Source organism: candidate division KSB1 bacterium (genome assembly GCA_016214895.1).
Classification (GTDB): Bacteria; Electryoneota; RPQS01; order RPQS01; family RPQS01; genus JACRMR01.
In genome coordinates this window covers 136,755-159,144 of record JACRMR010000008.1, presented here as the reverse complement: position 1 = coordinate 159,144, position 22,390 = coordinate 136,755, and the positions used below count along the sequence as shown (strand labels likewise).

Annotated in this window: 18 protein-coding genes and 1 tRNA gene; 5 read left to right on the top strand and 14 right to left on the bottom strand. The window is 61.0% G+C overall.

The window, feature by feature from the left end:
* Positions 1-94: 94 nt before the first annotated feature.
* The 14 genes from HZB60_05335 to ligA all read right to left on the bottom strand — a co-directional run bounded on the left by HZB60_05335 (position 95) and on the right by ligA (position 16,911).
* Complete coding sequence (locus HZB60_05335; GenBank protein MBI5059191.1) at positions 95-433, bottom strand: hypothetical protein; 339 nt, start codon at positions 431-433, stop codon at positions 95-97.
* 16 nt (positions 434-449) lie between these two features.
* Positions 450-525: transfer RNA gene (locus HZB60_05330), tRNA-Arg, on the bottom strand.
* 148 nt (positions 526-673) lie between these two features.
* Positions 674-2,917 carry a phosphoribosylformylglycinamidine synthase subunit PurL gene (gene purL / locus HZB60_05325; protein ID MBI5059190.1) on the bottom strand — a complete coding sequence of 748 codons (2,244 nt, stop codon included), beginning with the start codon at positions 2,915-2,917 and terminating at the stop codon, positions 674-676.
* Positions 2,904-4,763 carry an excinuclease ABC subunit C gene (locus HZB60_05320; GenBank protein MBI5059189.1) on the bottom strand — a complete coding sequence of 620 codons (1,860 nt, stop codon included), beginning with the start codon at positions 4,761-4,763 and terminating at the stop codon, positions 2,904-2,906. The genes purL and HZB60_05320 overlap by 14 nt, the downstream gene beginning before the upstream one ends.
* Positions 4,753-5,166 carry a methylmalonyl-CoA epimerase gene (gene mce / locus HZB60_05315; protein ID MBI5059188.1) on the bottom strand — a complete coding sequence of 138 codons (414 nt, stop codon included), beginning with the start codon at positions 5,164-5,166 and terminating at the stop codon, positions 4,753-4,755. The genes HZB60_05320 and mce overlap by 11 nt, the downstream gene beginning before the upstream one ends.
* Entirely contained in the window at positions 5,163-8,024 is a 2,862-nt protein-coding gene (locus tag HZB60_05310) for a DEAD/DEAH box helicase (protein ID MBI5059187.1), read from the bottom strand. The genes mce and HZB60_05310 overlap by 4 nt, the downstream gene beginning before the upstream one ends.
* Before the next feature lie 9 nt (positions 8,025-8,033).
* The gene (gcvPB, locus tag HZB60_05305) at positions 8,034-9,485 is read right to left on the bottom strand and encodes an aminomethyl-transferring glycine dehydrogenase subunit GcvPB (GenBank protein ID MBI5059186.1); all 1,452 of its coding nucleotides are present in this window, start codon (positions 9,483-9,485) and stop codon (positions 8,034-8,036) included.
* Between the two features lie 23 nt (positions 9,486-9,508).
* Positions 9,509-10,861 (bottom strand): aminomethyl-transferring glycine dehydrogenase subunit GcvPA, encoded by a 1,353-nt coding sequence (gene gcvPA / locus HZB60_05300; GenBank protein ID MBI5059185.1) that lies wholly within the window; start codon positions 10,859-10,861, stop codon positions 9,509-9,511.
* A 38-nt stretch (positions 10,862-10,899) separates the two neighbouring features.
* Positions 10,900-11,283 (bottom strand): glycine cleavage system protein GcvH, encoded by a 384-nt coding sequence (gene gcvH / locus HZB60_05295; GenBank protein ID MBI5059184.1) that lies wholly within the window; start codon positions 11,281-11,283, stop codon positions 10,900-10,902.
* Positions 11,284-11,366: 83 nt separating this feature from the next.
* The gene (accC, locus tag HZB60_05290; GenBank protein ID MBI5059183.1) at positions 11,367-12,731 is read right to left on the bottom strand and encodes an acetyl-CoA carboxylase biotin carboxylase subunit; all 1,365 of its coding nucleotides are present in this window, start codon (positions 12,729-12,731) and stop codon (positions 11,367-11,369) included.
* A complete protein-coding gene (gene accB / locus HZB60_05285) occupies positions 12,731-13,240 on the bottom strand; it encodes an acetyl-CoA carboxylase biotin carboxyl carrier protein (protein ID MBI5059182.1) in 510 nt (169 codons plus the stop codon). The genes accC and accB overlap by 1 nt, the downstream gene beginning before the upstream one ends.
* 14 nt (positions 13,241-13,254) lie before the next feature.
* Positions 13,255-14,214, bottom strand: coding sequence for an OmpA family protein (locus HZB60_05280; protein MBI5059181.1), 960 nt, complete (start codon positions 14,212-14,214; stop codon positions 13,255-13,257).
* Positions 14,215-14,244: 30 nt separating this feature from the next.
* Positions 14,245-14,811 (bottom strand): elongation factor P, encoded by a 567-nt coding sequence (gene efp, locus HZB60_05275; protein MBI5059180.1) that lies wholly within the window; start codon positions 14,809-14,811, stop codon positions 14,245-14,247.
* A 78-nt stretch (positions 14,812-14,889) separates the two neighbouring features.
* Positions 14,890-16,911 carry an NAD-dependent DNA ligase LigA gene (gene ligA / locus HZB60_05270; protein MBI5059179.1) on the bottom strand — a complete coding sequence of 674 codons (2,022 nt, stop codon included), beginning with the start codon at positions 16,909-16,911 and terminating at the stop codon, positions 14,890-14,892.
* A gap of 273 nt (positions 16,912-17,184) precedes the next feature.
* Between ligA and HZB60_05265 the strand changes: the two genes are divergently transcribed.
* From HZB60_05265 to HZB60_05245, 5 genes are all read left to right on the top strand, one after another.
* The gene (locus HZB60_05265; protein ID MBI5059178.1) at positions 17,185-18,315 is read left to right on the top strand and encodes a glycosyltransferase; all 1,131 of its coding nucleotides are present in this window, start codon (positions 17,185-17,187) and stop codon (positions 18,313-18,315) included.
* Between the two features lie 98 nt (positions 18,316-18,413).
* Entirely contained in the window at positions 18,414-19,367 is a 954-nt protein-coding gene (locus HZB60_05260) for a flippase-like domain-containing protein (protein ID MBI5059177.1), read from the top strand.
* Positions 19,364-20,593 carry a glycosyltransferase gene (locus tag HZB60_05255; GenBank protein ID MBI5059176.1) on the top strand — a complete coding sequence of 410 codons (1,230 nt, stop codon included), beginning with the start codon at positions 19,364-19,366 and terminating at the stop codon, positions 20,591-20,593. The genes HZB60_05260 and HZB60_05255 overlap by 4 nt, the downstream gene beginning before the upstream one ends.
* A 3-nt stretch (positions 20,594-20,596) precedes the next feature.
* Positions 20,597-21,247, top strand: a complete 651-nt coding sequence (locus HZB60_05250) for a polysaccharide deacetylase family protein (GenBank protein ID MBI5059175.1) — start codon at positions 20,597-20,599, stop codon at positions 21,245-21,247.
* The gene (locus tag HZB60_05245; protein MBI5059174.1) at positions 21,193-22,347 is read left to right on the top strand and encodes a glycosyltransferase; all 1,155 of its coding nucleotides are present in this window, start codon (positions 21,193-21,195) and stop codon (positions 22,345-22,347) included. Before HZB60_05250 ends, HZB60_05245 begins: the two co-directional genes overlap by 55 nt.
* Positions 22,348-22,390: the final 43 nt, after the last annotated feature.

The window sequence follows — 22,390 nt, the reverse complement described above, 5'->3', positions numbered from 1 at the left end:
ATAGCCACGAATCCTTGCCACAGGGATTCGCGCGGCGTCCAGCCAACTATCCATTTCACACTTTCTAACCGCCCCGGTCTGACCGCGCGGACCGCTACCACTTGCGAGCGAATATGTCCGAGAGGTAGGGCAGCGAAAACCGCTGTCCCTTGACCACATGGATAATCCCGGCGATGGCTCCGATGATGCAGAGCAAGATGACGACATCCCAGATTACGCGCAAGTAGCGCAGGATCAGAGCGAAGACCTCAATCACGAACAAGCTCATGCCAAGGCGCACGTGACCGCTGACGAATTCGCCACGATCAGGCCGCAAGAACGGGAGGAGACACAGGACGGGAACATAGGCGAGGATCGCCAGCAGCTTGTCGTCTTCGCTGATCTCTACCGGCTGGACGGCCGGGATGTCATGAGCCTGATCGGAATCGTTCATGGTCGGTTTGAACTCCTGGTACCCCCGACGGGACTCGAACCCATGCTCCCAGCTCCGGAGGCTGGTGCTCTATCCATCTGAGCTACGGGGGCAAAGCCGTTAATCTAATAAGATACAACACATAGGCGGAAAACGCAACTGCCCGGGGCCGATGTCCTATGCGACTGTATATAATGAACTAATGTCCGCGAGTGCGGACATTTGCGGCTTATTGCAGCCAAAAGAGGGACGCCTAACTGCTCATGTGAGGTCTTCCATCAACCGGGGAATCGCTGATTCATATGCGGATTCGAGATCGGCAAGGTCGGCGGCGATCCAATCATTGATGATCAATTTGCCCCCACCCGCCCGTCCGAGAATCTGTACCGGAACGGCGTGATGTTCCGCGACATGGCGGAAAGCCGACCAGTTCTCATGCCTCACCGTGACCAGTGCGCAGGCGGAACTCTCCGCGAACAAGTTGTCAACGACACGGCCTTTCCACGGGAAGGTGAGGACGCAACCCATGCCACCGGCCAGGGCTTTCTCCGCCAGACTGACCGCCAGCCCCCCCTCGGAGATATCATGTGCCGAGGCCAGAAGGCGAACTTCGGCCAGTTCCGTGAGGCAGTGGATCAGCTTCAGTTCCGCCTGAACGTCGAGCCGAGGCGGAGGTCCGGCCATGACGCCGTGAATCGTCTGCAAATACTCGCTGGCCCCAAGATCAGGTCCAATCGAGCCCACCAATGCGATGAAATCCCCCTCCTGCTTGAAGCCGATGCTGAGATGATGCTCCACATCTTCGAGCAGGCCAACCATGCCGATCACCGGTGTCGGGAGAACCGGACGTCCCGCCGTTTCATTGTAGAAGGAGACGTTGCCGCCGGTCACCGGAATCTGCAGCGCCAAGCAAGCTTCGCTCATTCCAGAGATCGTGTGATGGAAGAAATAGTAGTTCTCAGGGTTCAGCGGATTGCCAAAATTCAGGCAATTGGTGATGCCGAGGGGCACCCCCCCGGCACAGGCGACGTTGCGCGCCGCCTCGAAGACCGCCAACGCCGCACCGCGATGGGGATCGATCGCGACGAACCGACTATTGCAGTCGCAGCTGATCGCCAGCGCGCGACGCGTGCCGGGCACCCGAACGACCGCGGCATCGGAGCGGCCACCGCCGACTCGCGTGTTCGCGCCGATGGTGTGATCGTATTGCTCGTAAACCCAACGCTTGCTCGCGATATTGGGAGACGCGAGCAGCCGATGGAGAACGCTATTCAGATTTTCGGGCTCGGGCAGGTGCGTGGGATCGAAAGCGAGCATCGCGTCCAGGTGTGCGGGGCGTTGAATCGGTCGCTCGTAGCGTGGCGCTCCTCCGCCGAGCACCAGGCTGTCAGCCGGAACATCGGCGACAACTCGGCCGGCTTCGCGAACCACGAAACGATTCCCCGCGGTCACGGTACCGACGATGTCGGCGTGAAGGTCCCACTTGTCGAAGATCCGCTGCGCGATATGCTCCGATCCCCGCTGAATGATCGCGAGCATGCGCTCTTGGGACTCGGAAAGACAGACCTCGTAGGCGGTCATCGCGCGCTCGCGGCGCGTAATCTTGTCAACTTCGATTTCAATGCCGGACTGCCCGCGAGCCGCGGTTTCACTGCAGGAACAGGCCACGCCCGCCGCGCCCATGTCCTGAATTCCGATCAAACAGCCCGAGGCGATCAGCTCCAGTGTCGCCTCCAGCAGCAGCTTCTCCTTGAAGGGGTCGCCGATCTGCACGGACGGGCGGCGCTCCATGGAGGCGTCCGACAAGTCCTCCGAAGCGAAGGTCGCGCCGTGAATCCCGTCGCGACCCGTGGCGGAACCGACAACCATCACCGGATTGCCCGGGCCCGAGGCGGAGGCACGAGCGAGCTTGCCGCGCGGCACGATGCCGACGGCCATGGCATTGATGAGCGGATTGCCGCTATAGGACGGATCGAACCAGACTTCGCCGCCGACGGTGGGTACGCCGAAGCAATTGCCGTAGTCCGCGATGCCCTTGACGACTCCGCGCATCAATTCCCGGTTGCGCCGCTCGGCGAGCGGACCAAAGCGCAAGGAGTTGAGTGCGGCGATCGGACGCGCGCCCATGGTGAAAATGTCGCGGAGAATACCGCCCACGCCGGTGGCCGCGCCCTGATAGGGTTCGACCGCGGACGGATGATTGTGGCTTTCGATCTTGAAGACCACGCACAGATCATCGCCGATATCGAGTACGCCCGCATTCTCTTCGCCCGCCTCGACCCTGACGCGGGCACCGGTGCGCGGAAGTCGCTTCAGTTCGAGTATCGAGTTCTTGTACGAGCAGTGCTCCGACCACATCACGGAATAAAGACCGAGTTCGACGTAGGTCGGAACTCGACCAAGCAGGCGCTGAATCTGCTCGTACTCGGCGGTCGTCAAGCCATGCGCGAGCGCGACCTGCAGCGTAACTTGCGGATAGGTAATGGCGGGCTCAGACGGCGTCATGCGAATCGGGTGGGTGAAAGAAATCAAAGACACTGCGCGCGACCAGCGGCGGAATACCCGCGACGCTCTCCAGTTCTTCAAGGGTCGCGCCTTCGAGCTTCTTCAACGATTGAAAGTGAGTCAACAGCAACTTGCGGCGAGCCGGACCGATGCCGTCGACTTCATCGAGGACGGAGAACAGCGTGCGCTTCTTCCGCAGCTGCCGGTGATAGAAGACCGCGAAGCGATGGGCCTCATCGCGTACCTGTTGCAACAGCTTCAAGGCGGATGAATTCCGCGGAATATTCAGCGGCAGCGGATCGCCCGGAATATAGACCTCTTCGAGCGTCTTGGCCAGACCGAGAATCGGTTGCGAAGCAACTCCGAGCTGGTGCAGCGCATCCAGCGCGGCATGCAACTGTCCCTTGCCCCCGTCGATCAAGACCAGATCGGGAAGCGCTTCGTGTTCGCGCTGCAAGCGCAAAAAGCGGCGGCCGACGACTTCTTTCATGGCGGCGAAATCGTCGATGCCCGCAACACCTTTGATCTGATAGCGGCGGTACTGCGAGCGCGAGGCGCGGCCATTGACAAACACGACCATGGAAGCGACCTTGTCGGTGCCCATCAGGTTCGAGATATCGAAGGCCGCGATCGTGACGGGCAGCGCGGGGAGTTTGAAATGAGCCTGCAGCTGTTTGAGCGAATGCGGAATGCGATCCTGCGACTGGCGCGCCAACTGGCTCTCGCCCAACAGTAACGCCGCGTTCTTCTGCGCAAGCTCGACGAATTGCGCTTTCTCGCCGCGTTCGGGAACGCGCAGCTCGACACGATGTCCGGCGCGCTGCTGCAGCCACTGCCGCAGCAGCGGTTCGTCCGGCACGGCGTCCGGCAGATAGACTTCCGTCGGAAACGTCGCCACGTCGGCGTAGTATTGCTCCAACGCGCTTTGCAGGATCTCCCCGCCACTTTGCGCTTTGAGATGGCGCAAGCGATAGTGCAAGCGACCGACCATGCGACCGTTGCGGATTTGAAAGATCGCCATGCAGCCTACGTCATCTTCGACCGCGAGACCGATCACATCACGATGGACCGGTTCCGCGCTAATAACCTTCTGGCGTTCGGTGAGACCGTTCAGCGCCGAAAGCCAGTCACGGAGCTGCGCGGCCTCTTCGAACTTGAGCCGTTCGGCGAGCGCTTCAAGCTCCTGCTCAAGCCGCTGGATCACGTCGCTGCCCTTGCCGGATACGACCTCATGAAAATCGGCGACGCGGCGCAAGTAGTCGGCGCGCGATTCGTGAGCGACACAGGGGGCGTTGCAACGGCCAATATGAAACTCGAGACACGACTTGAACTTGCCGCGCGCGATCAGTTCCTCGCTGAGGGCAAGATTACACGTGCGAATCTTCAGCAGGCCGCGCAAGACGCGCAGCAGGCCCTTCAGATGGAATAGATCACTGAATGGCCCGTAGTACTTTGAGCCGTCGGAAACGGGATGCCGCGTCAGGAAGATACGCGGATAGGGTTCGCTCGTGATCCGCAGAAACGGGAACGACTTGTCATCCCGCAGATCAATATTGAAGCGCGGCTTCTCCTGCCGGATGAGCGTGCTCTCCAGCATGAGCGCTTCCAGCTCGCTGTCGGTCGGGATGACCTCGACGTCGCGAATGCGGCTGACGAGTTGCTCGAATTGCGGTCGCCCGTCATTGCGATCCTGAAAGTAGCTGCGAACACGATTGCGCAGCACCGAGGCCTTGCCGATGTAAATGATCTTGCCTCCGGCGTCCCTGAAAATGTAGACTCCGGGTGATTTCGGCAATACCCGGAGTTTTTCTTCCAGCGGCAGTTGTGGACGATCATCAGGATTCATGCCGGGAATGTTCTACCAATTCCACGAGGACGCCACCCAACGTCCGCGGATGAATGAAACCGACTTTCGTACCTTCGGCTCCGTCGCGCGCGCCCTCGTCGAGGAGCGTCGCGCCGCCGGCCTTCATGATCGACAATTCAGAGTCGGTGGAATCCACGCGGAGCGCGACGTGATGGATCCCGGGTCCGCGAACGGCGATGAACTTGGCGACGGGGGAGTCATCAGACGTCGGCTGAAGCAACTCGATTTTGAGATCGCCCACGCGCAGCATGACGACGTTCACCCGCTGCTCGGAAACCGTCTCGCGGTGAACCTCCACCGCGCCGAGGTGTGTCGTCCAGTAGGCGACCGCGTCATCGAGGCTGGCGACCGCGATGGCGAGATGATCGATGCCATGAATCATGAGGCAGGCTCGGCAAAGAAATCGTGAACGGCGGCCAGCAGTTCCAGCTCACCGCCGACGGAACGCATGTCCGGCGCAATACTGGACCGAATCTGCCGGCCATATCGCGCGGTCATCACGCGCGGATCGGCGACGATCGCCGCGCCACGATCCCCGGTGTGGCGGATCAGACGTCCCAGGCCTTGTTTCAGGCGCAGCGTCGCCACGGGGATTGAGTAATCGTAGAAGGGATCTCGTCCCTCGCGTTGCAACTGCTCCGTGCGGGCGGCAATCCAGGGGTCCGAGGGAACATCAAAGGGCAGTTTGGCGACGATCAGCAGCTGCAAGGCATCCCCGACGACGTCGATGCCTTCCCAGAAGCTGGCAGCCCCGATCATGATGGCATTCCCGAGCGCGCGGAATTCGTCAACGAGTTCAGCGGGCGACGACCCCGCGGACTGACTGAGCAGCGCACGGCCGGAGGCGCGAATTACCGGCGACATGGACTCCGTGATGCGCTCAACGGCGTCATTCGACGTACAGAGAATCAGGGTACCGCGCGGAAATTTCGCGATGACTTTCGTCACCAGTTGGGTGACCGCTTCAAGATGCCGGGCGGCCTCACGCGGTGCCGGCAGATACGTCGGCACGAAGATGCGCATCTGCTCGTCCAGCCGGAACGGACTGGGCAGACTGAGGGATTCGACTTGCCGCCCGTCCAGCAACGACAGACCGACCGCGCGTTTGAAGAACTCGATATTCTGGCCGACGGACAGCGTGGCCGAGGTGAACAATGTGCCGCCACAGTTGGGCCAAACGTGTTTGGCAAGGTGCGTGGACACCTCGATGGGTGCGTCGTATACAGAGCACCACGGGCCGCCGCGGCCGCGGCCGCACTCGACCCACCGCACATAGTCCGGCCGATCCCCTGAGACCACGTCCACGAGCTGCGCACCGAGCTCCGCCGCCTGTTCCGCCACGCTCTTGAGTTCCTGAATGAGCTCGGCGCGCGGGCGTTGCTCGCCGGTCCAATCCGATGCCGCGGCGATGAGGCGGGCGAGTTGGATTTCCAATTCACGCCAATCCAGCGTCAACGGCGTCAGGAAATGCGCGACATCCGCGCTGAGCGGGTCCCCGACGCCATAGCGCTGCTTGAGCGAACGACGCGATTCACCCTGAGCAACCAGGAGTTGTTCGGCCAGCAACGTGAATGCCTGCCGCGATGACGCGTACAGCGAGCGCACCTGCTCGAGCAGCCCCGACCACTCCGTCGTGCCCTTGGGCGCGCCCTTCAATATCCGACCGATCAGGCCGCGTGATCCGCGCTCCTCGACCAAGCGTACGAGCACATTGCGAATGGCCGTCGGCGACAGCTCCGCCGTGAGCGCGGCGACCACCGCGTTTTCGAGCTGGTGTGCTTCGTCGATCACCAGACTGCGTTGTTTGCCATTCCCGGGCAGAAAGCGCGCGGGATCGGACATCAACAAGGCGTGATTGACAAAGACGACTTGCGCGCGATTCGCCCGGTCCGCCGCGATGCGATAGAAATCCCCCTTAGCGGCAGAGCAATTCGTTCCCCCGCAGGTCGCGGAGTCACTCGCGATTTGCGGCCAGAGATGGGGATGCCGGCGCGGACGAAAGCCCCCGATCTCATTGATATCTCCGCTCGCCGTCAACTCAGACCAGCGAACGAGCGGCATGATGCTCACGCGATCGAGTTCGCTGAGACGATCCGCCGCTTCCGCGATCAGCACGTGCAGCCGACGCTTGCAGAGATAATTCGCGCGGCCCTTCAAGACCGATGCATGGAAACGGTCAGGCAGGACCTTGCGAAGTTCCGCGGTGTCCTTGCGAAAGAGCTGCTCCTGCAAGGTCTTCGTATGCGACGACACGATGACCTGCCGGGATTCGTTGGTCGGCGGAAGCGCCCAGCGAATCGCGGGAGCGAGATAGGCCAGCGACTTGCCGACGCCGGTAGGTGCTTCGACAACGATGATGGACTGGTTTTCAAAACAGCGCTCCACCGACTCTGCCATCTCGACCTGCTCGGACCGCGATCGGAAGTGAGAAAACCGGGTCTCAAAAAGCCCGCCTTCACCGAGTAGATCAGCGACGGTCTCCGTCACGGCCACGCACTCCGGCTCTTCCTCTGTGGGGATCACCGGTTCGCGATGCGGTGGCGCGATGGAATCGGCGAGCCGAAGCAATGACGCGAAAAACGGCCGACAGCGATGGGTCGTCGTACCGATCAACGTGTAGAGGATCTCGGCCAGATCGCGCCACACGCGGTTGGGAAGCTCCTCCACCATTCGCACGAGCACCATGCCGGTGGCACGAGCATCGTCCGCAGCCCGATGCGCGCGGGCCAAGGGGACCCCGAACCGCCGCGCTTGAGATCCCAGCGAGAAGCCGGTCTGTTCGGGCCAGAAGACTCGTCCGATCAGAGCGGTGTCCACTAAGGGGACACGATTCAGCGAGCTCGTGCGATCGCCGGCGAGGGACTTCACGCGATCCAGATGCGAACGCAGGAAGCCAAGGTCGAAATCGACATTCTGACCAACCAACGGAGCTTCGCCCAGAAACCGCAGATAGTCGCGCGCGATTTCTTTGAACGGCGGCGCTCCGATTAGATCCGGGTCGGCGATCCCGGTCAAATCCGTAATGAATCGCGGAATGTTGCCCGGGTAAGATACCAGTGACGAGTACTCTTCAACGGGTACGCCGCCCCGAAAGCGCACCGCGGCGATTTCGATCAGCCCGTCCTGCTCCGGATCCAGACCCGTCGTTTCAACATCGATCGAAACGAATTCGGCAAGTCCGAGACCGGCCAGCCAGCCGGAAATGACAGGCGCTGCAACCGTCGCCTCGCCGGTGTTCATGGTTGTGCGTTATTTCGCGGTGTAGCGAATGTCGAGATTGCGCGCCGCTCCCGCCTCGTCAAGCCGGCGAACGGGAGTTGTGTGCGGAGCGCTCTTGAGCAACTCCGGATCGCGGGTGATCTCGCGGTCAATCTCGAGCATGACCTGGATGAACTCGTCCAGCGTTTCCCGCGATTCCGATTCGGTCGGTTCGAGCATCAGCGCCTCGTGCACGATGAGCGGGAAATATACCGTCGGCGGATGATAGCCGTAGTCCAGCAGCCGCTTGGCGATGTCCAGCGTCTTCGCCCCACGTGCCTTCTGGCGATCGCCCGACAAGATGACCTCGTGAGTGCACGGCCGGTCATAGGCAACTTCGTACGTGCCGCTAAGTTTGACGCGCAAATAGTTGGCGTTGATGATGGCATTCTCGCTGATCGCCCGCAGGCCATCGCCGCCCATGGACAGGACATAGGCGAGTGCGCGGACGTGCATGCCGAAATTGCCGTAGAACGAGTGGACGTGACCAATGGAATCCGGGCGATTCCAATCCCACCAATGCACACCGTCTCTGGTATTGATGACGGGACTCGGGAGAAACGGAGCGAGGCTTGACTTAACCGCGACCGGACCACTGCCGGGACCGCCGCCACCATGCGGAGTCGAAAAGGTCTTGTGCAAATTGATATGACAGGCGTCGAATCCCATGTCGCCCGGACGGGATACGCCCAGCATCGCATTGAGATTCGCGCCGTCCATATAGACCAAACCGCCGACGCTGTGAACCAGCTCGATGATTTCTGCGATACGGGATTCGAACAGTCCAACGGTATTCGGATTGGTGATCATCAACGCGGCAACGTCGTCCGACAGCGCCGACTTCAGTGCCTGTATATCCGTCAGACCGTCGGCGCCCGACTTCAGTTCCGTGACTTCGTAGCCCGCGATCACGATGGACGCCGGATTGGTGCCGTGTGCGCTGTCGGGAATGATCACCCGCCGGCGCGGGCGCCCTCCGTGCTTCTGGTGATATGCCCGAAACATCAACAACGCGGTCAACTCGCCTTGCGCACCCGCCGCGGGCTGAAGGGTGATCGCGTCCATGCCTGTCACTTCCAGCAGAGCATCGGAGAGCCGTTGCAGAACTTCCAACGCACCCTGCGCCGTATTTGTCATCTGGAAGGGATGCAGTCCGCCAAAGCCCGGGATACCGGCCAGTTCATCGTTGATCTTCGGGTTGTACTTCATGGTACACGACCCGAGCGGATAGAAATCCTTGTCGATGTGATGATTGCGGGTGGAGAGATTCGTATAGTGACGGACGACGAGGTTCTCACTGACTTCGGGCAGCTTCGGCGGAACCTTGCGGCGGGGCAGGTCCGGGACTTGCGCGGCGAGGATCTCGCGCGGCGTCGAGGGGACATCGTAGCCGACCCGACCGGGGCGGCTGAGCTCGAAGATCAGTTGAGATTCCGATTGCAGGGAATTCAATGCGCGTTTCATACTCACTTCCCCCCTTCCAGATACTGCTTCACACCGGCCGCGAAGCCGTCCAAGTCCTCAAGCGATTTCGTTTCCGTGACTGCTACAAGCAGGGAGTCGTCCATTCTCAGACCGAACCATTTCAGCGGCACGCCCGCCAGGACCTTGCGCTCCGCCATGTAATGAAGAAACCCCTCGACACTCTTGTCCAGGCGAATGGCGAACTCCTTGAAATGCGGCCCGCCGAAGGCCAGGTGAACCCCGGGAATGCCGGTGAGTTGCTGCCGGAGGTACGCGCAACGATGCAAGCAAGCCTCGCCGACCGAGGCGAGGCCGCGCGGTCCAAGCATGGACATGTAGAAGGTAGCACGGGTTGCGCAGAGGCCTTCGTTAGTGCAAATATTTGAGGTTGCTTTGTCACGGCGGATGTGCTGCTCGCGAGTCTGCAAAGTCAGCACGAATCCGCGGCGGCCATCCACATCGCGAGTCACGCCGACGATGCGGCCGGGCATGCGGCGGATGAGATTCGCCTTGCACGCGAACAGCCCAAGATACGGTCCGCCGTAGGACTGGAGGTTGCCGAGGGATTGCCCTTCGCCCACCACAATATCCGCGCCGAACGATCCCGGCGGTTCGAGCACGCCCATGGCCAGCGGATCCGCAACGACAATCGCGAGGGCGCCGTTCGCTTGTGCCGCCGTGATGAACGGGGAAATATCTTCGACAATTCCGAAGAAGTTCGGGTATTGTACGACGACCGCCGCGATTCCGCCGTTCAGCAGGGACTCCAACGCCGCGCGATCGATGCCACCGTCGCGCAGGGGCACGGGCTGCAGCGTAATACCCTGAGGCTCGACCAGCGTGCGGGCGACACGCAGATACAGCGGATGAACATTCGGCGGGCAGAGGATGTTCGTGCGGCGAGTCTGAGCCGCGGCCAACATGATCGCCTCGGCCAAGGCGGTGCCGCCGTCGTACATACTTGCATTCGCCGCTTCCATGCCATAGAGCTCGCAGATCATCGACTGGAACTCGTAGATGACTTGAAGGGTCGCCTGGGCGACCTCGGGCTGGTAGGGAGTGTAGGCGGTTACGTACTCGCTGCGCAGCGAAAGCGTGTTGACCGCGGTCGGAACGTAATGATCGTAACTGCCCGCGCCGAGGAAGCTCGTATGGTCAACAGTGTTCAGGTTCTTGCGAGCCAGCGAACGCATGATCGACTTCACATCGAACTCAGACTTCCCGTCCGGCAGATTCAGCGGCCGATTGAGACGCAGATTTCCCGGGATCGCGCTCAGCAGGTCTTCAAAAGCAGAGACCCCGATGTCGCGAAGCATCGCCGCGCGATCATCGGGGGTATTCGGAATGTAACGCATGGGTGTAGTAAGTCGCAGTCGCGATTGACCGGTGAGGGTCAGGCGGTGGTCAAATCCTTGTAGGCCTCGGGGGAAAGCAGATGAGCGCGGTCGGCATTCAAGTTCGACGGCTTGAGCTTGACGATCCAGCCGTTACCGAAGGCGTCCCGATTGATCGACTCCGGCGCGTCGGTAAGCGCGGAATTCACTTCGCTGATCGTGCCGGAAAGCGGGCTGTAGATATCCGAAACCGCCTTGACGGCTTCGATCGTGCCAAACGCATCGCCCTGCTTGACGACTTTGCCGATGTCCGGTAACTGGACGAAAACCACGTCGCCAAGTTCGCCCTGCGCAAAATCGGTGATCCCCACGACGGCGGTGTCACCATCGACACGGACCCACTCGTGTTCTTTCGTATAGAGCAATTCAGCCGGAATGTTCATGATGTCCTCGAAAAGGAAAAGGGAAGAGTTGAAACAATGGGAGGAGCGGCGAGCGAATGCGCGTGCGGGCGAATGACCGGATCTCAGGCGGCAGTCTGCTTGGCGGATAGTTGTTCCATGTATTCCTCCACCCACTTCGTGTGCATGCGGCCCGTGACAAATTCGTCGGTCGCCAAGATGCGGAGGTGGAACGGAATTGTGGTCTTAATACCTTCAACGACATACTCTTCAAGCGCGCGCCGCATGCGGGAGATGGCTTCGGCGCGGTCGTGACCGTGGGCGATTAGTTTTCCGATCAAACTGTCATAGTACGGCGGAATCGTGTAGCCCTGATACACATGCGAATCGACGCGTACGCCGGGACCGCCGGGAAGATTCAGGGCGGTGATCTTGCCGGGCGATGGCATGAATCCGCGATCAGCATCCTCCGCATTGACGCGGCACTCGATGGCATGACCGTGGACCTTGATCTCAGACTGGTTGGGAAGCGGGTCACCCAAGGCGACGCGCAACTGGGTTTTGACCAGATCGATTCCGGTCACCATCTCCGTCACGGGATGCTCGACCTGAATTCGCGTGTTCATCTCCATGAAGTAGAAGCTCCCGTCACGGTCGAGCAGGAATTCCATGGTTCCCGCCAATCCGTAACCGAGCGCACCCGCCGCCTGCGCGGCAATCGCTCCCATCTTCTGACGAAGCTTTTCGTCAACGGCGGGCGATGGCGATTCCTCGATCAACTTCTGATGACGGCGTTGCGTGGAACAGTCGCGCTCGCCCAAGTGCACGCAGCCGCCTTGGCCGTCGCCCATGATCTGAATCTCAACATGGCGCGGCTCGACAATGGCACGCTCCATGTACAGATCGCCGTTGCTGAAACTGGCTTCGGCCTCGGCACGGGCCATCTCGAAGGCGGACTCCAGGTTCTCCGGCTTGGTCACCAGACGCATGCCGCGACCGCCGCCGCCCGCGACGGCCTTGATCATGACCGGAAAGCCGATGTCGGCGGCCAGCCCCATGGCGTCCTCGGCGGTGGCGACGGGGCCGTCACTGCCGGGAATGACCGGACAACCGGCGGCCTGCATCGTCTTCTTGGCCTCGGATTTGTGTCCCATCTTTTCGATGACCGCCGGGGCGGGGCCAATCCACAGGATGTTGTGATCGAGGCAGATCTGCGCGAAATCGGCATTCTCGGCGAGGAAGCCGTAGCCCGGATGAATTGCATCGGCGCCGGTGACTTCGGCCGCGGAGATGAGGGCGCGCGCGGATAAATAGCTCTCGCTCGACTGGGGCGGCCCGATGCAAACAGACTCGTCGGCGAAACGGACATGCAGCGAATCGCGATCGGCCGTCGAAAACACCGCGACGGATTTGAGGCCAAGCTCGCGGCAGGCGCGGATGACGCGCAGCGCAATCTCACCGCGATTGGCGATCAGGACTTTCTTGAACATCAAACCGCCGAGCTATCGATGCGGAAGATTACCTGGCCGAACTCGACAGGCTGCGCGTTTTCGACGAGAATCTCCACGATCTTGCCGCGAACTTCGCACTCGATCTCGTTCATCAATTTCATGGCTTCGATGATGCAGAGCACGCGTCCCGGTTCGACGACGTCGCCGACCCGGACATAGGGATCCGCGTCCGGAGACGGCGCGCGATAATACGTGCCGACCATGGGCGATTTGAACTCAATAACGCTCGATGAGCGAGGCCCGGCCGCGAGCACTTCCCCCGGAGCTGACGGCAGCGCGGGCATCGCACCTGCCACGGTGTGCGGCAGCGGAGATTGCACGAGTTGAACGTGGCCGTGAGACGCGCCATTCTTAGATATGCGGATCTTCAAATCGTGCTCTTCGAGTTCAAACTCTGTGATCGGACTATTCTCGATGAGCTCAATCAGCTTCTGAATCTCGACAAGATCAACGCGGCCTCGTTCCGATTTCGGTCGGGACGTCGCCATAATGTCCTCCTTGCTTATCGCCTGACCACAAACTCAATCGGCGAACTATCCTTGTCGCACGCTTCCGCGTCGGAGCCGAGTCCGCGCGCGACCAGCCGGCCCGACGGGACGCCCTCATCGACGAGGAAGTCCCGGACGACCGCCGCCCGTGCCTGAGTCAGGATGTAATTGAATGCTTCCGGGCCAACACTGTCAATCCGCGCCTGAATCTCCAAGATACCGAGCTCAGGGCGCGCTGCAAGCTCGTTGGCGAGCAGTTTTAGCGCCGATTGGCTGTCCCCGGTTAACTCCGCTGATCCTTCATAGAATACCACTGCCGGAAACACAAGCGGCTCTTCGCCGCCTGGTGCCTTACGAGCGCGAACCGGGCGCGCAGCCTGTGCTGGCGCGGATTCCGACGCCGTCCAGCCGTAGCGGTCGAAGAATCCTTCGACAAACTCAAACGCGGAAACGATCACCGATTCTATGCGATCTTCGACTGGAGGCGCATCGACGTCCCGCCCGGCGGACGGGCGTTTCGATGGCTTGGACTCCGCTGTGGCCAATTTGCGCGGCGGCAAGTCGTCGGATGCCGCTGAACTGACGTTCCCGCGCGAGCGATCGGGTGGCGTGAGGGATCGCTCGTGCGGCGGAGCGTCAATCTGGCGCTGGCCGTTCGGGGACATTCCGGAAACAGGGTTCGGCAGGGCAGACCCGGCCTGGCCGCGCTGAATTGAATCCAGTTGCGATTGAGATGTGCCCGGGACGGAAGCGGCCGGATTCTCAGTTAGCGGTTGATGAGTCGTTCCTTCCGAACCCGGTTCCACACCACGTCGCCACAAGACGAGACTGACCAGCGCGAACAGCGCCGCATAGAGCCAGTTCAGGCTGCCGGCGGATTTTCGCCGAGACGCGGTCTGCCAGAGCGCGACCAGCAGCAAGACCGCCGCGACGGCCGCGCAAACCAGAGCGAGTGTTCCCCGGAAGTTTTCCACGTGCCGGACGCCTCAGTTTATGATGAGTGGTTATCCACGCTTGATCCGATCGAGATACTCCGACGTGCGCGTGTCCACGCGGATGAGATCGCCCTGATCGATGAAGAACGGCACCATCACCGTCGTGCCGGTGTCCACGACCGCCGGCTTCCCCGATCCCGCCACCGTGTCGCCCTTAGCGCCGGGCGCCGTCTGAATCACCTCGACCTCGAGAAAATTAGGCACTTCCATGCTCAGCGGGCTTTCCTCGAGGAAACTGACCCGGCAAACGATCCCCTCTTTCATCCACTTCGCGCTGTCGCCGATCATCTCCTTGCTGAGCGTAATCTGTTCGTAAGACTCCTGATCCATGAAGTGGTAGTCTTCACTCTCTTTGTAAAGGAATTGCATGTCCCGCGCATCGATCCGAACGACATCGAGGGTCGCTCCGGAGTTCAGTGTGCGGTCGATGACCCTGCCAGTCTTGAGATTGCGCAGGGACATCCGGACGAACGCGCCACCCTTGCCCGGTTTCACATGCTGGAAGTCAGCTACCTGGAAGAGCTGCCCTTCCATGCTTATCGTCAGCCCTTTTCGAATGTCAGCCGTAGTCGCCATGTCACCCGTCGTTTGTTATGGTTACTATGTTCTCTGATTGATGTACAGACAGCCGGTGTTCCCGACGGTAGAGCCCGGCTATTCACCGGAGAGCAAGGCCACGAATTCCGCCTCGCTTAAGACCGTGACGCCGAGCTCGCGCGCTTTGGCAAGCTTTGATCCGGGACTCTCCCCCGCCACCACGTAACTCGTCTTTTTGGAGACGGAGGACGAAGTCTTGCCGCCTGCAGCGATGACGGCGGCCTCAGCCGCTTCGCGGGTCATCGTGGACAAGCCGCCCGTTAATACAAAGCTCTTTCCGGCGAGATGATCACTCACCGCCACGGCGTCCGCTGACTTGCCGGCCACACCGGCTTGGTGGAGTTTGCGCAACACCGCTCGCGACGTTGCGCTGTCGAAGTACTCGCGAATCGCCTGCGCCACCCGCGGACCGACTTCGGGAATCTCCGTCAGTTCAGCTTCAGTCGCCGCCGCGATCCGATCGAGCGAGCCGAGCCGAGTCGCCAGCATTCGCGCCGTTTCTTCGCCGACGAACCGAATGCCCAGCCCGAAGACTAATCGTGGCAATGACCGATCGCGAGACCTGTCGATCCCGGCGACCAAGGCCACGGCGGACTTCTCGGCGAATCCCTCCAGTTCCAGCAAGGATTCAGGCTTGAGACCGTAGAGATCCCCAAGATCGGCCACCAGTCCACGATCGACCAGCACGTTGACGGTTTCTGAGCCCAGGCCCGCGATGTCCATCGCCCCGCGCGATGCAAAGTGCTCAATGCGGCGCTTCACGATTTCAGGATCGGACGGATTCGGGCAGCGTACTCCGACCATCCCTTCGTCACGGACGAGCCGTGCGCCGCAGGATGGACAACTCTCAGGAATCCGATACGGTTGGGCCTGCGGCTTGCGCTCGGAAAGCTCCACTCCGGTGATCTTGGGAATGACGTCGCCGCCGCGCTCCAACGTGACCACATCGCCAATGCGAACGTCCAGCCGCTGAATCTCCTCGAAATTGTGCAGCGTGGCGCGCCGGATTGTGACGCCGCCCAGCGGAACCGGGTCGAGCTCAGCCACCGGTGTAAGTACGCCGGTTCGACCGACCTGCAACGAAATCTCGATTAAGCGAGTCTGCGCCCGCCGGGCCGCAAACTTGTAGGCGATGGCCCAGCGCGGCGCGCGCGCGGTGGAGCCCAGGGTCCGCTGATCGACGTAGCGGTCAACCTTCACGACCACGCCATCTATTTCGAAGGGCAATTCATCGCGACGTTCCTGCCAGTCCCGCCAGTATGAGATGACCGCGTCGATGGAGTCAACGCGGCAGACGTGTTCGCTCACCGGAAAGCCGAGCGAACCCAGCCGCTGCATCGAACGCCAATGCGTGTCATCAACAGCCGGCTGCTGATTGTCGTAGCCATAGCAGACGATGCTTAGCGGACGCTGGGCAACCACTCGCGGATCGAGAATCTTCAATGATCCGGCCGCAAAATTGCGCGGGTTGGCAAACGGCTTCTCCCCGACCGCGTCGCGCTCCGCATTATAGCGGGAAAAGTCGTGCTTATTCAGATAAACTTCGCCGCGAACGTAGAAAATCGGATCAATCGCCGCTGTTCTCGCAGGCACGACGCGCAACGGCAAGGTACGAATGGTTCTCAGATTGAGCGTAACGTCGTCACCCTGCTCGCCATCGCCGCGTGTCGCCCCCTGAACAAACCGACCGCCCACGTACTTGAGAATCACCGCGACGCCGTCGAATTTGAGTTCGCAGATGTAGCTTACCGATCGTCCCTCGAGCCCATCGGCCACGCGCTTGTGAAAAGCCCGGATATCGGCCTCGTCATACGAATTGTCGAGGGAAATCAGCGGGAACGGATGCCGCACAGTCGCGAACCCCGCGGTCAGTGCGTCGCCAATCCGCTGAGTCGGACTGGAAGGATCAGCTAATTCGGGATGCTCGGCTTCGAGAGTCCGAAGGCGGCGAAACAGATCGTCATATTCCGAATCGGAAATCTCCGGCCGCGCCTGCACATAATACAAATGATCATGGCGCGCGATCGCGGCGCGCAACCAATCGGCTTCCTGTGTTGGGCTGAGCCGCTCTTTCGTCATGCGCCGGGTCTGTATAGCACTCGCAGGGACAATATACGCCAGAATGCGACGAATGCCAAATCTACGCATTTTCCGGCTAAATAGCAACTCCGCGAGTCGAATCCAGCCCTTGTTTAAGCATAACCTTATTAAACAGTTGCGATGCCATCCGGAGGCCGTCTCCGGTCGGCTAAACTGTGCAATGACTTGCTTTTCCGCGTGTCATTGGCTATATTGCTTGGACTATTGGAAATCGGAAAATTAGCTGCAAAACTGAGCCTCTGACTCGCACCAATGCCCGGACATCTGTTCGCCATTCCGCTCATTCTCAGCTTGCCCTCCGCGATCTGGGCGGCGGGTGCGTTGCGTTGGCTGAGGCGGAAGGAATGTCTGGTCTCGGGAACGCCGAGCGTCTCGGTGGTCGTCGTGGGTCGCAATGAGGCTGAATTCGTCGAACCGTGCCTGAAGTCAATTCTGGCTTGCGACTATCCGAGCGATTCCTGCGAAATCATCTTTGTTGACGATCATTCAACAGATGGCACGCTCGAACTTGCGCGGGGAATCGCTCTGTTAGCGGACGGACGGCTGAAAGTGCTCTCCGCGCCGGACCAGCCCGAATCCTGGGGGCCGAAGAAACGGGCGCTGGCGCATGCGGTCGAAGGAGTTCGTGGAGAGATCCTGATCCTCACCGATGCAGATTGTGTCGTTCCCAAGCTCTGGATCCGATCATTCACGGAGCGATTTGACGAGAAGACCGGAGTCGCGCTGGGGCCGGCCCTGCCTCCGCGAACCGCGGGTCTCTTACACCGCGCGTACTGGATCGAGCGGCTATTGGTGAACCTGAGCATGATCTCCGCGACGGGATTTGGATCCGTCGCATCGGCCTGCGGAAATGCGATTGCGTACCGGCGGAGTGCATGGGATAGTCTGGCGGAGTTCCCGTACGCGACGTTGCCTTCGGGAGACGACGATTTGGTTGCTCAGGCGGTTCATGCCCGCGGCTGGAAAGTCGGCTTCGTCGCGACGGCGTCCGCGCTCGTCAGGGACCTGCGCCCGGTGACGATCCGCCGCGAGCTCGCCGCGGCCGTGCGCCACCAATCCACCACCCGGTACTATCCACTGCAATGGCGCGCATTGTACGCGTGGACGATTGCCACGAATGCCGCGATGGTCGTGCTCGGCCTGTTGGCCTGCCTGCGCGCTGAAGTCCTGTTGTTGCTGATTCCGGCTGTCGCTCTGAAGCTGCTGATCGAAGTCAGTTGCGCCGCGGCTGTGGCTCGCCGGTTGGGTGACGACGTGAGCAAGTTCGAATTAGCGATCGGGTCGCTGCTGCTTCCGGTCTATCTCGCGGTGAAACCGCTTCTGATGTTGCTGCCGCGATTTGAATGGCACGGCAGGCAGCATTTCAAGGGCAGCGGTCGGTGAACGGTTCTACGGCAGGATCCGGGCTGGATGTGCCACGCCGGGATGTGCGAGCGGTTTCACGCGACGGGGAGAGCGATTCCGGGACTCGCCGCCGCGTCTTGAAAACTCTGGTTAGGGTTTTGATCACCTTCGCCGTGCTTGGCTCGCTGTTCTGGCAAGTCAAGTGGCGGGCAGTTTGGGACATTTTGGGCTCGCTGCAGGCCGGTACGCTGGGACTCGTCCTGCTGCTGTGTTTGCCGGTGCACTTGCTGCAGTTCGCACGCTGGTCGCACATCGCGAAGCAAAGCGGCGCGGCGATCATGCCCGGCGACCTGAAGCGAGGCTACTGGGTGGGATTCACGCTCGGCCTGGTGACGCCCGGCAGACTTGGGCAATATGGCAGGGCCCTGGCGCTGCATGGGTGCTCCATGGCGGAAGCATTTGGCATCAGCTTTCTGGATCGGGCCTACGCGGGCTTCACGATCAATGGCGTGGGTTTGATTGCTCTGTCATCGCTGCCCCTACTGGGTTGGAATAGCATGGTTCCGGGGTTGAACGGCGGCGTTGCCACGGTCGGCGCCGCACTGGGGTGTGCTATCGTGTTGCTCGGATTCCGACCTTCGGTGCTGGTAAGGCCATTCCGCTGGATCGCGAATTGGCTGCCGCGGAGGGAGCAGTTGTTCAAGGGAATTAATGTCTTCGGCTCTGTCTCTCCGCTCAGCGGTGTGCTGTTGATGATATTGGCCGTCGGTGCGCTCTCGGCTGCCCTGCTTCAATTTGTATTGTTGTTGCACGGTATGGGCGCGCCGGTGCCGTGGATGGGCGGCATGCTTGCCGTACTGCTGACGTTTTTCCTGAAGGGTCTGCTGCCGTTCACGATTGGGAGCCTGGGAATTGCCGAATGGTCGGCGGTGGTAATTCTGCGCGGATTCGGGGTGGAGCCGGCGCAAGCCGTGGGAGCATCTCTCCTGTTATTCACCGTGAATGTATTGCTCCCAAGTCTGGTTGGCATCCCGTACTTGTCAAGTCTGCGAGTTCCGGACTTTCGTAGAAGAGACGCTCGAACCGAATGAGTTCTGCGGCGGCATTCACGTTGATGCTCGCGATCGCGGTGATCGCTTATACCATTGTCCTCGCCGGATTCAGGCGCGGACTGACCGCGCTCGGCGGAAACCGTTGTATGGCCCCCACAAATTGGCCGGAGGTGAGCGTCGTGCTGCCCGCGCGAAACGAGGCGGACGTCCTCGAGCGGACACTGGACTCCTTGCGGTGCCAGGACTACCCGGGCCGCTGGGAAATCATCGTGGTTGACGACCGCAGCACCGATTCGACACCGGAGATCCTCAGACTGTTGCAGCAACGGGAAACTCGGCTCAAGGTCGTGACCATCCAAGCGCTCAATCCCGCCTCTCCGAAGAAACAAGCGCTGGCAGCCGGGATCGCCGCATCAACGGGCGAAATCGTGGTGACGACTGACGCGGACTGCGAATTCCAAGCGGGGTGGTTGCGGACAACTGTCTCGCACATGACGGAAGGCGTCGGAGTTGTTGCCGGACTGACCGTTTTCGATCTGCCCACACCGTACGTGCCGTTTTGGCAGAAGGTCCAGTGGCTGGACTTCTTCGTACAGAACTTTCTCGCGGCAGGCGCAGCCGGTGCCGGAATTCCGGGAAGCTGCAACGGGTCGAATCTGGCTTATCGGCGTCAGGTCTATGATCAGATATCCGGCTTCGGAGAGACGGCTAAGCAGGTATCCGGAGACGATGTCCTGTTCGCGCAGCGCGTCGCCATCCAGACGACATGGAAGATGGTCTTCTGCTCGCATCCCGAATCGGTGGTCCGATCGTTGCCGGTCGAGACGATTCGTGAGATGCTCCATCAGCGTCTGAGATGGGCCTCGAAAGGGCTGGCCTATCGGGGGTCCATGATGTGGTTCCTGTTCAGCGTTTACGCCTTCTACCTGATGCTGGCCGCGGCGATTCCGCTGATGATTTTTCGGCCCGATCTGGCGCCGTGGCTCGGAGCGATCCTGTTGTGGAGATTCGTCTGGGATTATGTCACGGTCAGGCAGGCGGCCCTGATCTTCGGACAGCAGCAACTCCTTCCGTATTTTCTTCCCTACAATATGCTGCAGACGATTTGCACGCCGATGTTTGGAATTGCGGGATTGCTCGTGCCCTACCGCTGGAAGGGCGACTGGTACCGCACGTCGCGCTTGCCGCGGTCCGTCCGACGCCGGCTACTGCAAGTGCGCCGGATCGTGAGACCCAAACGCTACGCGGCGCCGCGTCCCTCCTGACGGATGTCAATTGGATTGCCCGAGTGGGCATTCAAGGGCTGGCTGCGGCGGTTGCCGGAGGAGTCGAAGACCATTGTTCTGACGTTCGACGACGGCCCGGGTCAGCGCACCACTCCGCAGTTGCTGAACGTGCTCGCCGACGCGGGCGTGCGAGCGACCATGTTTCTGAGCGGCGACCGATGTCGGCAATACCCCGCGCTCGTTCGTGAGATCTTTGACGCCGGACATCAGGTTGCGAATCACGGGTTCTTGCACCGCAGCCTGCTGCTCGCGCAACCGTCAGCGGTGCGCGAGTCCATCCAGCGAACGCGTGAGGCGATCGTGGCCGCCGGCGCGGCACCGTCGATTTGGTTTCGGCCGCCCTATGGTTCGTTCAATCCGTGGACTCTGGGCGCCGTGCGAACTGCAGGTCTAAATGGCGCCTTGTGGTCGGTGATGATACCCGACTGGCGTCCGCTCGGATTTGATTCGCTATCCATGCAACTGGCGAAGCAGCTGCATCCCGGAGCCGTTGTCGTCTTGCACGACGACCCTCAGCAGTCAGCGGCCACGCTGGTTGCTCTGGTCAACTTCCTGGTCGATTTTTCGCGGAATGCGGGGTGGCAGATCGCACCGCTTCCATCACACCCTATCTCGCAATCGGCACGCAACTGATGCTTAGCTTCCTGGTCGCCACGGTCGCGGCGCTCTATCTGGGTGCCGCGCTTTATCTCGCGCGCGGTATAGTCACGAGATATGCGAGACGCACCGACCAGCCGCCCGTCACCATCGTGGTACCGGTGCGGAACGAGGAGCAGGCGCTGCCTCGGCTGCTGAATTCCCTGGCGGCGCTCGACTATCCCCGTGACTTGATCGAACTGATCCTGATTGACGACCAATCCAGTGACCGGACCGTCGCGGTCGCCCAAGCACACCGGTCCCGACTGCCGTTTCCGATGCGAATCATCGATGTACGTGAGGGGAACGTTGAGGGCCTCACGGCGAAGACACGGCCACTGGCGGTCGGGATCGAAGCGGCACGGACCGAGCTGATTCTCATGACAGACGCGGACTGCGAAGTCAGCCCGAACTGGGCATCGGGCATGGTCTCGCACTTTGCGGACGACGTCGGGATGGTCTGCGGCGTCACACTGCCGGCGGTACCGGACCGCCGGACTCTGTTTTCGCGCCTGGAGACGCTGGATTGGCTGTTCCTGATCGGGAGCTGCGCGGCCTTCTCCGGACGTCAGAACGCGCAGGCACTGATCGGGAACAACTATGCTGTTCGAGCATCCACGTACCGGCGGCTCGGAACGTATCGGAGCATTCCGCACAACAAGGTGGATGACATCGCCCTGATGTTGGCCGTGAAAAACGAGCGCAAGGAACGGATCGTCATGCCCGCGGAGGCGGATGTCGTAGTGCGGACGCAGCCGCTGAACGGGATGCGCGAATTGGTCGGCCAACGCTATCGCTGGTTGCAGGCCTGGCCGTTTGCACGGCCAACCGCCCGGTTGGTGCTCGCCGCAGGAATTCTGGTCCACACGGCATGGCCAATCGCGGCGTTACTGTTAGGAATTCCCGGCTGGCTGCTTCTGGGAGCGGTGGCCGCCGGAGACGGAGCTGTGATCTACGCGATGGCCGGACGCTGCGCTCCGAAAACGAATCGACTCATGATTCTGGCCTATCCGCTGTTCGCGACCATCTACGGCTGGTGGCTCTCGCTGCTGATCGTGAGCGGGAGCAAGATCGTATGGAAACAGCGCGAGTTTTAGCACATCGACTATCGCGCAAAGCAAGACGCCGATCCTGTGGCCA